Genomic DNA, 14,033 nt, shown 5'->3' on the forward strand with positions numbered 1-14,033 from the left:
TATTTGAGAATCTGTAAATTTTTTATAATTCTCTCTGATTTCTTCAACACTGAACATTTAGTCCTTTTTAATTAAATCAAAAATAAAAAATATCTTTAGCTTCATCAGTTTTTCAACAATTAATTCTAATACACTTGTAACATCTATTAAAAAACTAGCACATATATCTTATAAAAGAAGATGATTATGAACGGTTTTTTAGAGAATATACAATTAATACAACGCAAACAAATTAAATTAGCTATTGATAAGTCTGAATTTATCAGAAGTTTTAAGCAACATGTTGATGAAGGTTCTATTGGTGGTTTTTTCACCGCATTTGAAGTATTTTCTTCTAGTAAAAACAGATATAAAGGAACTATTACACAACATACTTTTGCAATGAGAAGGCGCAGGCAGTTTTTTGATAGACATACTTATTCAACACGTGTTACAGGAACCTTTAGACAACAAAATGATCAAGTAGTAATTGATGCAAAAGTTAATGGGTTTAGTAACTTTATGATTCCTTTTTATATCATCATTACCGTGTTCTATCTATTTTTTATTTTTATGTTTTCTACTGGTATTAATCAAAGTGGTATTCCTATCCTATTCATTCTATTTCATGCGGTTTTGATGTATGGTATTCCGTATTTTATGATACGAAAAAGAGTAAAAAGTACAGTAATTGATCTTGAGAAAGAATTATTTTATATGATGAAAAAAGGTCAGTAAGCGTTTATTTCCCAATTCTTTTGATAATCAAACGAATTTGCCCCATATGATTTGCTTGGTGTTCCATCACATGATACCAAGCCCAATGGTTATTCATGTTACTATCTGTTATAGTAGCATTAAACCATTTGTCATCTTTCTTTTTTAAAAGTCGTAACGTTTGTTTTCTAACCTTATCCCAAATATCTAAATAATAGCGAATCGGCTTGTTTTGAAAAACTTTTCTACCATTTTCCCCTAAACTTAACGCAGCTGCCCATTCTTGTTCATCCTTGTTAAAGCCTCTATTTTCAAATGTAAATAATTGATAATATTTTTCTGTTGCTGCTAAATGGTAAATCATAGCACCAATTCTATTAGCATCTTCGTCTAGTAAAAAGTCTGTTTCTTCTTGTGATAAGTTTGATACACTACGAGTAACACGAATTTTTAAATCTTGAAGCATCGATACAACATTTCCAATTTGTATATCGTATCCTCTTTGAGGTTTAATTTTTTGTGCTTTTACTGTAAATGAACAAATACAAGTTAAAAGGAAACAAATAATAAGTTGTCGTGTGTATGTTTTCATTATGTTGGTTGTTGAATTTTATTTTCTATGAAAATACTGAATTCAAGCTTCACCATAGCATTATTATGAATAGTTTAAGATTAATTAACGCTAGAAAGTTAACATACTAATTACAACTTATAATGATTCATTAGCATTTTCTCATATACTTTATCTGGCAAGATTCGTTTTAATACAATTGAAAACTTTTGCATAAACGCACCAACTTTATAATGAATTTTTGGCTTTTTAGTTTGAATAACCTTTAATATGACTTCTGCCATAATTTTAGGGTCAGAACCTTCATCAACATGCGCGTCCATTTCTGTAAGCTGATGTTGGTATACTTCCTTATATGGAGAATTGTCAAAAACTGGCGTATGATAACGTCCTGCCGCAATATTGGTTGCAAAATCACCTGGAGCAACGTTTGTTATTTCTATACCAAACATTTTTGTTTCCATGCGCATAGCTTCTGTTACCAATTCTAATGCTCCTTTAGTAGCAGAATAAATTCCTCTATATGGTAATCCCATATATCCTGCAATTGAACTTACATTGATAATTAAACCGCTCTTTTGTGAACGCATTTGTGGCAAAACTGCTTTCATAACAGCTATTGGTCCGTATAGATTGGTTTGAAATGCTTTGTGAATTTCATCATCTGGTGTTTCCTCTATCGGTCCCGTAATTCCAACACCAGCATTATTAATCAACACGTCAAGTCGTCCTTCTTTTTCAATAATTGTAGCAACAGCTTTTTGAATCGATTCTGTATTTCGCACATCAAGTGCTAATAAATTGAATTCATTAAAATCTGTGAATTTATCCGGATTTCTACTTGTTCCATACACGGTAAATCCTTTTGAAGCTAGTAAAGTTCCTATAGATTTTCCAATTCCTGATGAACCACCAGTAATTAAGACCACTTTTGACATTGTATTGTGTTTAGGTTAATTTTTACAAATATGCTCAAAAAAAAGGAGAAATAGAGCCTTGACTTTAGGGAATAAAAAAAGGCAAGCTACCTACATCACACCGCTCAACCATTTACCTTTGCTGCGTTCCCGCCCTGGAGGATTCAACAGGAGCTGGTTGTGTAGGACTTGCCGCTGCAAAGATAAAATGTTTTTACATTTACACAACATTTTTTAAACTGATTTTAATGAATTAACTTGCCAGAAATAAAGTATTCTAATGAAATTATATAATGCATTCATAATCATATTTTTAAGTTTAACAATTTTTGCATGTGGTGGAGAAAAAAATTCCAACACACCTCAGTTTTCTTTAAAAATTGATGGGAAATCAACAAAATTCCCTCTAAAATCATCTTTAAAAGCGATTGTAATTAATAAAAATGATCAAGCTGTTAGTAAAATCCGTTATGCTATTAATGATCAAGAATTGACAAATTCCAATTCTAATCCGCTGATTTTAGAAACCACTATTCCTGAAGACTTTTTACTTGGAAAGCATACTTTAAAAGCTAACATCACTTATGCAGATGGAAAAACGGAAGTCGTTTCAAAAAAAGTGGTCATTTTATCAAATAACGCGCCTAAAGTTTATACGTATAAAATAGTAAACACATATGATCATGATATAAAAGCCTATACACAAGGTTTAGAGTTTTATAGAGATACATTATTTGAAAGTACAGGACAACGTGGACAATCATCATTGCGTAAGGTTGATTATAAGACAGGAAAAGTATATCAAAAAATCGATTTAGATCGTGTGTATTTTGGAGAAGGAATTACAGTACTGAATGACAAACTATACATGCTTACTTGGCAAGCAAAAACAGGCTTTGTGTTTGATCCTAATACGCTAAAACGTTTGGATACCTTTTTGTATCAAGATAGTAAAGAAGGTTGGGGATTGTGTAATGATGGTGAAAAGTTATATAAAAGTGATGGAACAGAAAAAATTTGGATTTTAAACCCTGAAGATTTACAAGAACAATACGCTATTCAAGTATGTGATCATAAACGTACGTACGTAAAAGCAAACGAGCTAGAATTTATCAATGGGAAAATCTTTGCCAATAGCTACCAAAAACAAAGTATGATGATTATCAATCCTAAAAATGGTGCGCTAGAAGGAATCATTGATTTTAGAGGTTTGAAAGAGAAAGTAACAAATCATACTGCAATTGACTACTTTAATGGAATTGCTTACAATGCAAAAACAAACACATATTTCGTTACTGGAAAGTATTGGGATAAACTTTTTGAAGTAGAAATTATGGAAAAATAGTTTTTTAGACTTGTTAGATTTTTAGACTGTTGATTTATTTGTCTTGGGTCTTGGGTCTTGGGTCTTGGGTCTTGGGTCTTGGGTCTTGGGTCTTAAAAAATATACTTTTCAATTTAAGATTTACAATTTCACAACCTCAACATTCCATGAAATTTCATAGGTTTTGCTTGGTGATAAAGTCTGTAAACCAATTCCGTTATTAAAACTATTTGAAAGCCCAACTGTGGGTTCAATAGCAATGATACTTTTGTCTTTTGGAATATAAAATTGCACAAAGTTTTTTGGAGCTGAACCTTTTATCTTTATTTGATAGGTTGACGTTGAAAATCCGATCTCATTATCTAACAATTTATACGCAGTATCAAACGGATTGTTTTTTAATTGGAAAGGCATTTGTAGTTCATGCGGCTTTGTGCCATCGGTAATGCTTCGGTCATCAGTTGTTGTGTATTCTTCTTCACAGTTAAAATTGATTGTACTTTCATATAAATTTTCAGAGTTAAAATATGGATGCCAACCAATTGTAAATGGAAACGTTTTTGTACCAGTATTGACAACTTTTATATGAACATTTAGTGATGTTTCAGTGAGTTTGTAAGTAACAAAAAAATCAAACGGAAACGGAAATCCTTGTGAAGAACCATCGTGATTGTACTGAAACGTTATACTTGCAGCTTTATGAGTAACGTGCTTGTGAAAGACTTCAAATTTTCTGGTATATAACAATCCATGAATTGCATTATTTTTTTCGACTTCATTACATGGAATTTGATACGTTTGTCCATCGAAAATATAGCTTCCATCTTTAATCCGATTCGCAAAAGGGAATAAAATCGCTGATGCGGATGAATTTTTATACGGAAAGTTCTCGTATTCAGAAATGATTGTCCTATCATTCACTTTTACATCAAACAATCGTGCGCCTTCGTCTAAGTTAATCGAAGCAGATGCTTTGTTATTTTCATTTGAAATCTCTAGGATGTTTTTGTTCTCTTGTATTTGAAACACGTTGTTTATATTTCTTCTGTATTAATAAAATCCCGAAAATACTACGAAACTATGCATTGAACGAATACAATAATGACTTTTTTTATACGAATTTCTCGGTTGCTGGTAGAAAACATTTTACATTTATAATTTCCTAAATTTTTACAATTTCATTTTTGATTGCTAATACAACCATACCAGCTGTATTTCTAACATTTAGCTTGGCTAGTAGTTTTTTTCGATGCCCTTCAACAGTTCTGAAACTTATAAAGAGCTTCTCTCCTATTTCTTTTGCAGTGAATTCTTGACAGATTAACGCTAAGACTTCTTTTTCACGTTCAGAAAGATCAAAAGTTAGATGGTCTGAATTTCGTTTTCCTTTGTACATCATGACTTTACGCATAATGTTTGTGATTTTATTGTTGAAATAATAATCGTATTCCATTACACTACGAATACTATCAATCACATCTTCTGGGCTTGCATTTTTCATTAAATAGCCATTTACGCCAAGTTCAATCATTTTAATGATATGACGTTCTTCTTCATGCATGGTTAATACAATGATTTTCATAGCTGGATATTCTTCAAGCAATATTTTTGCCGTTTCATATCCATCAAGATTTGGCATTCTAATATCTAACAACACTACAGAAGGTTTTTTTACTGAATTCCGTAACGCATTTAAAAATTCATTTCCGTCAGAAGCTTCCAAAATGATTTCCATATTTTCTTCATCCTGAAATATTGCTTTGATGCCTTCTCTAAACAATAAGTGGTCATCTACCAATGCTATTTGTATCATGTTTTTATGTATTCAATTTTAAAATTGTAGTGGTACCACTTTCCTTTTTAGATGTAATATTTAATGTTGCGCCTAAAATCAACGCTCTATCATATATATTTCGCAATCCTGCTCCTTTTTTAATGGTTTTCGTATCAAATCCTTTTCCATCATCTTTTACAATGAGTTCAAAATGATTCGCTCTATTTTTTATGTGAATTGAAACTGTTTTTGCTTCTGCATGCTTTATTACATTCACAATTAACTCTTTAATAATTCTGTATAATGCAAGTTCAGAGGAGAATTTTAATCGTTCTTCACTTCCATTCCATTCGTACACAACTTTGAGTAACTCTGTTTCACTAATTGTAAAGCATAAATCGCTTATTGATTCGTTCAAGCCGAAATCTTCAAGTGTTGGCGGCATGATATTGTATGAAATCTCACGAACTTTTTTTAGCAAACTATCTAATTGTTGCTGAATGTTTTCAGATTGCGTTGTAATTTCCTCACTTTCACCAGCTTCTTTTTTCAATCTTGAAACGCTTAATAGTATCGTGGAAATTCCGCCACCAATTTCATCATGCAAATCAGCTGCAAAGCGTTTTCGTTCTTCATCCTGAATTTCTATAGCACTATCCAATAATTGTTCTTGATGTCGTATTTGTTGTTGTAACAAACGTTTTTTGTAAATCAATACAAAGCCTACAATAGCAATTGCTAGGAAAAACATTCCTAACATGCCGCCGTATAATATTAACGAAGTTCCTTCTTGCGCTTGACTAACCATATTCCTATTGCGATAAAAAGATAATGAATTATTAAGAATAAACCATGTAATGCCCAAGCTTCAAAAAAATCTTGAGTTGAAAGTTCTAACAAAAAATTATTCGAAATAAATAATAAAAAAGATCCTGAAAAGTAGACCAATACTCCAGCATTTACCCAAAAAACAGGGTGTTTTTCTAGTGCTGTAATCTTACCATTTACAAATACTTTATAAAACCAAGCAATAGCAAAACATAGTAAAAAAGCGCCTTCTAGCGATCTACTGTATGAATTATACATTTCTAATGATTGCCAATACATCGTATTAAAAATTGAAAAAGCACAAAATATAATTAGCAAGCTTAGTATGATTCTTTTTACGGTTCTTCTTTCAAATAATTGATAGTAAAACAGACTCCAAAATGTATATTCTAACACAGTGTATATGTGAAGTAAATACATGTTATTCACACGGCTTTTATATAACAAATAAGCACAGTATGAAACAATTGTTGCTACCAATAATAAACCACCAACTGTCCAAAATAGTTTTGTAAACCGTTTGAATCTGAACACTATAGCTAGCAAAGGCAACAACAATGATAATTGCGATATTTCGCTAAAACTTGCTAAAAAAGTTTGTGTAAGCATAGATAATTATGATTAATTACAATCTAAATATAAAGTTCTATTCACTGCACATGAACCTTCTCCGTTTCCAGTACATGGTGCTTTTATATTTTTATATACTTCTTCTGATAGAATATCACTATAATAAGCTTCTTCAGAATTAGTAGCACCAATTAGTATAACACGGTGTTCTCTATCTTCCAAGCCAAAGTATACGCGTAAGGCATTAGCTTCTTTGAATTCTCTAAATATGGCATCGAAACTTTCAATATTAAAATAGATAGAAATAAGTGTTTCTTCCATTTCACATTGCCAAATTGTGACACGATCAACTGCATCTTGTTCACTGATGGCTCCTAAATTTATAGCACATTCTTCTTCTGTAGAGTGTTGTACTCTTCTCATAGCGCCATTTGTAATAGATGAAGTCACATCACTTATCCCATGATTTAAAGGACTTTCTGGATCGCAAAGTTTTGGACAAGGCAAAGCAAAATCATAAATACCGCTAACATCAGTAAAATCACCAATAGTATTAGTGTTTTCTGTGTAAATAATATCTTCATTTAGACTATTTACACCAACAACAATCATATCAAGTGCATCTTCTTCATTTTCTTTTTTTGTAACTCCAACATAAAAACGAACACCAACAACATCAGTTTGTTGTGCCAAACATTCTATGTCATTTTTATGAAATAAAAACGCTTTTAAATAATTTTCTTTCTGCCAATTTTCCGTCAAAACTGACGCTTCTGATAACGGAATTAGTTCAAAATCAGTAATAGGTTCTTGTAGCATAATCTAATTGTTTTAAAGTTTAAGCTAAAGTATTGTATACAAGATAATTAACAAAGCGTATTTATACGTGTTTGAGCTTATAAAAACACGTGTTTTAAATCACGTAATTGCTATCTTTTATTCTGTTTGTAGGCGTTTTACTTTTGAATCATATCAAATAAAAGCTTGGCGCCGAGTGAGTAATAAGATATGAAATACTAATAATTATTAATCATTTTAAAACCTAAAAATTATGTCAACTTATTGCGGAACAATCACATCTAGTGGTCAAATTACAAGTAACGGAAACTTTTCATGTCAATACGATTCTGGGCAACAAAAATACACAGTAGATTATAACGGAAATGTTAATGCAGGTGCATCAGTTGTTGTTTCTCCAACACAACAAATTCCTGGGTTATCATACATGTTATATCCATACACAAACGGATTTACATTACAAGTTTTTCAAGATGTAAACGGTGTTTTTACACCTGTAGCTAGTAGTTCAAATTTTATTGTAAAAGAGCTATAACCATATTCATAAGCACTTTAGTAGAACTCCTTTATTTCATTTTGAAGTAAAGGAGTTTTTTATGTGAAGATGTGTTTACTCATCAAAAAAGACTGTTTACTCATTGTTGGTTTCATACCAATAGTATTTATGTTTTATTTGAATTGTATTTAAAACTGAGTTATGAAATATCCTGAATTAAAAATAAACATTCCAGAACCTTGCCATGAAGATTGGAGTGAAATGACACCAACTCAGAAAGGCAAATTTTGTAGAGTTTGCACAAAAGAAGTAATCGATTTTACTTCAGAAAGCGATGAGACTATTGTAAAGCATTTTCAGAAAAATGGTAACATCTGTGGACGTTTTCATACTTCTCAATTAGATCGGAAATTAATTGTAAACAGAAAGAAACGAAATCATTGGGTATCGTATGCAGCTTCACTTTTATTACCAATCACGCTTTTTTCACAAGAAGTAAAAAACAATACAAAACATACACCACAAATTGTACAAACCAATAGTAACAACTATAAATCATTGAATATTGGCTCTCTACATAAGCAAGAAAAAGTTAAAAAGGATAGCCTTACGGTTAACGGGACAATCACAGATGATACAGGTTTACCACTGCCTGGCGCTACAATTCTCATTAAAGGCACAAAGATTAAAACTTCAACAGACTTTGATGGTAATTATAAAATTAATATTAAAAAAAATGACTTTCTAGTGATTAGCTTTATAGGATACAAATCTGTAAATATAAAAGTGATAAATAATGTTCATAATGCACAATTAAAAATTGATAAAACTATCAAACAAGATGTTATTGTTGCTGGATATGCAACCGTTGTCCGTGAAAAATATATTGGAGCAGTAACAACGATAAAATTTAGAAATTAATATTCTTTTGATAAATCATTATTATGAAAAATAAACCGTTAAAAATAAATATTCCAGAACCTTGCCATGAAGATTTGAACAAGATGAGTCCAACTCAGAAAGGGAAGTTTTGTGGAGTTTGTACAAAAGAAATAATCGATTTTACTTCAGAAAGTGATGAGACTATTGTAAAACATTTTCAAAAACATGATAATGTTTGTGGGCGCTTCTATACTTCCCAATTAGACAGAAAACTAATTATAGACAGGAAAAAACGAAATCATTGGGTATCGTATGCAGCTTCATTATTATTACCAATTACACTTTTTTCGCAAGAAATAAAAAACAATACGAAACATACACCACAAATTGTACAAACCAATAGTGACAACTATAAATCATTGAATATTGGCTCTTTACACAAACAAGGAAAAGTTAAAAAAGATAGTCTTACGGTTAGTGGAATAATCACAGATGATACAGGTTATCCATTGCCAGGTGCAACGATTACAATTAAAGATACAAAGGTTGGAACAACTACAGACTTTGACGGAAACTACAAAATTAACACACACAAAAATGCTGTTTTAGTAATTAGCTATACAGGATATAATTCTGTTGAGATGAAAGCAACTAAGAAAAATCATAACTTTTCATTAGAGCAAGATAACAGCTTAGGTGAAGTTCAGATACTTCCTTATTATACTCCAAGAGTAGGAAAAGTAAATATCGGTGCGGTTACAACTGTAGCTGCTGAAAATTTAGAAACTAAAAGTGACAGTTTAACTGTTAGCGGAACAATCACAGATGATACTGGATTGCCATTACCTGGCGCAACAGTTCAAATAAAAAACACAAAAAAAGGTGTCACTGCAGACTTTGATGGTCATTACAAAATGAACATGAAGAAAAATGATATTCTTGTCATTAGTTATATTGGCTATGAATCTACCGAAATTAAAGCCACAAAAAACAAACATGATGCACAATTAGAGGCTGGTATTTTAGGAGGTCTTATTGTAGTTGGTGGATCCTTTACAACATCTCCACGTTGGATAGAACATTCTGAAAGATCGTTGACTAAAGAACAAAAAGAAAACAAAAACCGTATTCAAAACTACTTTGCTTTTCAAAAAAAGAAATGGAAGGAAAAACGTGAAAAGAGACGTTCCGAAAGAGCAGCGCGCAAAGCAGAAAAAGCTGCAAAACGTGTAGAAAATAAAAAATCGAGTGATAAACAATAATTAGAACTTCAAAAAGTTATATTTTTACAGCTAAATGTATCTATCAAGGATATATTATTAAAATATTACAATGAAGAAACTTTTATATACTTTTTTAATTTTTGCAATTGCTATACTTTGGAGTTCATGTCGAAAAGATTTTGTGACAGTTCCAAGTTCGGGGCAACTTGAATTCTCAAAAGATACCGTGTATTTAGATACAATTTTTTCCAACATTGGATCAAGTACCTATAACTTAAAGGTATATAACCGAAGTGATGATGATATAAATATTCCTACGATCCAATTGAGTGAAGGTCAAACGTCTAAATACCGCCTAAATGTTGATGGAATTGCTGGAAAAGTATTTCAAAATATTGAACTATTAGCCAATGACAGTCTATTCATTTTTGTAGAAACAACTGTTAATATCAACGATTTTGCAAGTGGTGATCAATTTTTATACACAGATGCTATAGAATTTGACAATGGAGGCAATCAACAAAAAGTAGAACTCGTCACACTTGTACAAGATGCAGTTTTCCTATATCCACAGCAATTTGCTGATGGAACTATTGAAACACTACTTCTGGGTGTAGATGATGAAGGAAATGAAACTCGAATTGAAGGTTTCTTTTTAGAGGATACAGAACTCAATTGGACAAATGATAAACCCTATGTAGTTTACGGGTACGCAGCCGTCGGGCAAAATAAAGTATTGAATATTGATGCTGGCGCAAGAATACATTTTCATGCAAATTCTGGTATCATCGTTGCTAATGAAGGTTCATTACAGGTTAATGGAACTACCAGTACTACAGAAGAATTAGAAGGCGAAGTCATTTTTGAAGGTGATCGTTTAGAACCTGGTTTTGCAAACGTTCCTGGACAATGGGGAACTATTTGGCTCACAAATGGAAGTACAAACAACTTCATTAATCATGCAACGATAAAAAATGCTTCTGTCGGAATCTTAACGGAAAATAGCGACGGAACTACAAACCCGACATTAACACTAAACAACTCACAAATTCACAATAGCTCAACAGTTGGTTTATTAGCCCGTACAGGTTATGTAGAAGCAACGAACACAGTTCTTGGAAGTGCAGGACAAGCTTCTCTGTATTGTAATTTAGGCGGACGCTATACATTCAGACATTGTACATTTGCAAACTATTGGACTAACAGTTTCAGAGTATTTCCAACAGTTTTATTGGACAACTATATAGATTTAGGAAATAATATGTTCTTAACTGAAGACTTAGATGCAAACTTTTCAAACTGTATCATTGCAGGAAACAACAATATTGAATTGATACTAGATAAAGAAAACGGTGCTGACTTAGGGTATAGTTTCAAAAATTGCCTAATCAAGTTTAATGATTTAAACAACAGGTTTAACGATGATGATTTATATAATTTCAATGAATCAACACTTTTTGATGAAATTACATTCAATTTAGATCCTGATTTTAAGGATGTAGAAATGAATGAATTTAATATCGGAACTGATTCTGGCGCTATTGGTCTTGGAAATCCTACTACTACTTCAACGTTTGCTCCACAAGATATTTTAGGAACTATGAGAACGCTAGCTCCAAATAACAAAACGGATGTTGGTGCATATCAAAATGTCCCTTTAGACGATGATTAAACGAGTTTAACAAAAAAATACAACCATATATCGAAAAGCATCATAAAATAACTATACTATTTTATGATGCTTTTTTTATACGTATATTGGTAAAACAATAAAAACAAAGAATAGTTTAACACTTAATTTTAAAAAACCATGGGACTTATTTTTGATATTGCTAACATTTTAGCAGGAATCTTACTTGGAATTACCGCACTTGATAAACTTGATGGAGAAAGCGATTTCTTTAACAACATTGCAAAGAAATTAATGCCTTTTACAACTGTAATTGGTGGTGCTTCTTTAGGATTAGGAGTTTGGTTTCTATTAGGTTTTAATAGCATTATTTATTCTGCTGTAGCCATTGCAGGTGGTTTGTTATTATTAACGCATGTATTAAGTCAAGTTCCAGCTATTGGTGGTGCTTTGGTAAAAGTTTCTAAGAAATTAATGCCATTTAAAGTAATTGTTGGAATTGCACTTCTCATCTTAGCAATCTTACATCTTTTCTAAAAAAATTAATTGATAACAACTTTCTGAACTGTTTTACTTTTTTCGGTGCGAATTTCTAAAAAGAAAATTCCACTAGCTAAGTTAGAAACATCCAATTTTGATTGCAAACCTTGTGATTTTTGAGAAAATACTTGTTTGCCCAAACTGTCAAAAATTGTACTAATATACGGTTCAGATAAGGTTGTAGAAATCATAATATAATCCGATGCCGGATTTGGATAAACGCTGAATTTTTCAGCGTTTTCTTCGTTTATACCTAATGTGCTTCCTTCTACAACAGTCAATAATTGATTTGCCGTTACATTTGTATACGTATCCGTAATTCCACTTGGCCAAAATATTTCGACCATATCAATAGTTGCAGCCGTTCCCAATCCAAAAAGTTCTGTTGCTGAGTTTTGTCCTAAAAATGCTTCTCCACACAATACATATCTGTACATAGGTTCTCCATTAATAGTCGCTTTTATCTTTGCTCCTATTCCTGCTTTGTTACTTGTAGTTCCATCAAGCTTGACTTTTAACCAATTATTTGTTCCGCCAGTACTTCTCCATAATGAATTATTATCTGGCGCTAAATTTATTACTACAAAATCTTGATAACCATCATTATTAATATCTCCTATTGCATTTGAAAAACTTGTATACGCATCATTTACAAAACCTGCAGCTGAAGGAATTGTGTAGCTATAACCAGTATCACATTGATAAAATCCAGTTGTTAATAATCCAGAACTAGGATCATTAATCATACTACACACATACAAATCTAAATCTGTATCATTGTCAGCGTCTAAAAAATTTGCGCCCCAACCTATACTATTAAAAATTGTTCCAGTAGTAGAAGCTACATCCGTAAATGTTCCGTCTCCATTATTTTTTAGTAAATGATTTCCTTCGGCAGTATTTGTTACGTAAATGTCTAGAAAACCATCATAATTATAATCATCAATCGTTGTAGACATTGCGTTTGCAGCAACACCAGCTCCAGAAGCCAAACTTACATCTGTGAAGGTTCCGTTTCCGTTATTCTTGTATAAAATGTTTGTATTAGCAAATCGGTCATTAGAAATATAGATATCTAAAAAACCATCATTATCATAATCAAAAAATGCAGAACAAAATGATAAGTGCCCAACTGAACTTATTCCAGCAATTAAAGAAACGTCAGTAAATGTACCATTTCCATTATTTCTGTATAACTGATTTGGAATTACTTTAGCATCATCTTTATTACTTAAAAAAAGATCTAAATCGCCATCATTATCATAATCGCCAAAAGAAGCTCCATATGTAAACAAAGTAGTTGAAGGAAATCCTGCAATTGAAGTTACATCTGTAAAATTGAAGTTTCCATCGTTATTGTATAATTTATTGGATGCATCAAATTTTGTTACAAATAAATCATTATCACCATCATTATCATAATCAACCCATAAAACTTGTTTGGAATGATCAGGAATGGTAATATTGAACGTTTCTTCTACAAACGTTCCTGAATTGTTTTTAAAAAATCGTACAGGGAAATTTTCTTTACTCGCAAAGGTTAGGTCGTCCCAACCATCATTATCATAATCATAGAAACTTACACCTCCAAGCTGTGTACTAGCGTTTCCTGTGATATTGATTCCTAGCTCAAAAGCTTTGTCTTCAAAGAGTATTTGTGCGTTTGTTAGGGAAAAACAAAAGCAACATAACACAGCAATAGTATAACTTTTCATATTTGCAATTTTTACATCTCATTACAAATATAATAAATCTTAATTTTATGTTAAAAAGTTATACTATTA

15 protein-coding genes and 1 other RNA gene are annotated in these 14,033 nt (G+C 31.6%); 7 read left to right on the forward strand and 9 right to left on the reverse strand.

Features of this window, described 5'->3' with window-relative positions:
• Positions 1-186: 186 nt before the first annotated feature.
• Positions 187-717, forward strand: a complete 531-nt coding sequence (locus tag ACUUYC_RS20790) for a hypothetical protein (protein WP_474269021.1) — start codon at positions 187-189, stop codon at positions 715-717.
• A gap of 4 nt (positions 718-721) precedes the next feature.
• Here ACUUYC_RS20790 and ACUUYC_RS20795 read toward each other — a convergent pair whose 3' ends face one another.
• The 3 genes from ACUUYC_RS20795 to ffs form a co-directional block, all read right to left on the reverse strand.
• Entirely contained in the window at positions 722-1,288 is a 567-nt protein-coding gene (locus ACUUYC_RS20795; RefSeq protein WP_474269023.1) for a DinB family protein, read from the reverse strand.
• 110 nt (positions 1,289-1,398) lie between these two features.
• Positions 1,399-2,205, reverse strand: coding sequence for an SDR family oxidoreductase (locus ACUUYC_RS20800; RefSeq protein WP_474269025.1), 807 nt, complete (start codon positions 2,203-2,205; stop codon positions 1,399-1,401).
• A 76-nt stretch (positions 2,206-2,281) separates the two neighbouring features.
• Positions 2,282-2,379, reverse strand: an RNA gene (gene ffs / locus ACUUYC_RS20805) — signal recognition particle sRNA small type.
• Between the two features lie 85 nt (positions 2,380-2,464).
• Here ffs and ACUUYC_RS20810 point away from each other — a divergent pair.
• Positions 2,465-3,529: a glutaminyl-peptide cyclotransferase gene (locus ACUUYC_RS20810; RefSeq protein ID WP_474269027.1), complete on the forward strand. Its 1,065-nt coding sequence runs from the start codon at positions 2,465-2,467 to the stop codon at positions 3,527-3,529.
• Between the two features lie 120 nt (positions 3,530-3,649).
• Here the strand turns inward: ACUUYC_RS20810 and ACUUYC_RS20815 are convergent, their stop codons facing one another.
• The 5 genes from ACUUYC_RS20815 to ACUUYC_RS20835 form a co-directional block, all read right to left on the reverse strand.
• Positions 3,650-4,537: an aldose epimerase family protein gene (locus ACUUYC_RS20815; protein WP_474269030.1), complete on the reverse strand. Its 888-nt coding sequence runs from the start codon at positions 4,535-4,537 to the stop codon at positions 3,650-3,652.
• A 133-nt stretch (positions 4,538-4,670) separates the two neighbouring features.
• The gene (locus ACUUYC_RS20820; RefSeq protein WP_474269031.1) at positions 4,671-5,321 is read right to left on the reverse strand and encodes a response regulator; all 651 of its coding nucleotides are present in this window, start codon (positions 5,319-5,321) and stop codon (positions 4,671-4,673) included.
• A 4-nt stretch (positions 5,322-5,325) separates the two neighbouring features.
• A complete protein-coding gene (locus ACUUYC_RS20825) occupies positions 5,326-6,090 on the reverse strand; it encodes a sensor histidine kinase (protein ID WP_474269033.1) in 765 nt (254 codons plus the stop codon).
• Entirely contained in the window at positions 6,057-6,719 is a 663-nt protein-coding gene (locus tag ACUUYC_RS20830; protein WP_474269035.1) for a hypothetical protein, read from the reverse strand. The genes ACUUYC_RS20825 and ACUUYC_RS20830 overlap by 34 nt, the downstream gene beginning before the upstream one ends.
• Before the next feature lie 12 nt (positions 6,720-6,731).
• Positions 6,732-7,499: a hypothetical protein gene (locus ACUUYC_RS20835; RefSeq protein WP_474269036.1), complete on the reverse strand. Its 768-nt coding sequence runs from the start codon at positions 7,497-7,499 to the stop codon at positions 6,732-6,734.
• Positions 7,500-7,731: 232 nt separating this feature from the next.
• On the opposite strand from ACUUYC_RS20835, the gene ACUUYC_RS20840 reads away from it, so the two are divergent.
• The 5 genes from ACUUYC_RS20840 (at position 7,732) to ACUUYC_RS20860 (ending at position 12,246) form a co-directional block, all read left to right on the forward strand.
• Complete coding sequence (locus ACUUYC_RS20840; protein ID WP_474269037.1) at positions 7,732-8,013, forward strand: hypothetical protein; 282 nt, start codon at positions 7,732-7,734, stop codon at positions 8,011-8,013.
• A 162-nt stretch (positions 8,014-8,175) separates the two neighbouring features.
• Positions 8,176-8,895 carry a carboxypeptidase-like regulatory domain-containing protein gene (locus tag ACUUYC_RS20845; RefSeq protein WP_474269038.1) on the forward strand — a complete coding sequence of 240 codons (720 nt, stop codon included), beginning with the start codon at positions 8,176-8,178 and terminating at the stop codon, positions 8,893-8,895.
• A 23-nt stretch (positions 8,896-8,918) separates the two neighbouring features.
• A complete protein-coding gene (locus ACUUYC_RS20850; protein WP_474269040.1) occupies positions 8,919-10,118 on the forward strand; it encodes a carboxypeptidase-like regulatory domain-containing protein in 1,200 nt (399 codons plus the stop codon).
• Between the two features lie 70 nt (positions 10,119-10,188).
• Positions 10,189-11,751 carry a hypothetical protein gene (locus ACUUYC_RS20855; RefSeq protein WP_474269041.1) on the forward strand — a complete coding sequence of 521 codons (1,563 nt, stop codon included), beginning with the start codon at positions 10,189-10,191 and terminating at the stop codon, positions 11,749-11,751.
• Positions 11,752-11,889: 138 nt separating this feature from the next.
• Complete coding sequence (locus tag ACUUYC_RS20860; RefSeq protein WP_474269042.1) at positions 11,890-12,246, forward strand: hypothetical protein; 357 nt, start codon at positions 11,890-11,892, stop codon at positions 12,244-12,246.
• Positions 12,247-12,251: 5 nt separating this feature from the next.
• Here the strand turns inward: ACUUYC_RS20860 and ACUUYC_RS20865 are convergent, their stop codons facing one another.
• Entirely contained in the window at positions 12,252-13,964 is a 1,713-nt protein-coding gene (locus ACUUYC_RS20865) for a T9SS type A sorting domain-containing protein (protein ID WP_474269044.1), read from the reverse strand.
• Positions 13,965-14,033: the final 69 nt, after the last annotated feature.

The sequence above is a fragment of the Kordia sp. E genome, assembly GCF_056033805.1.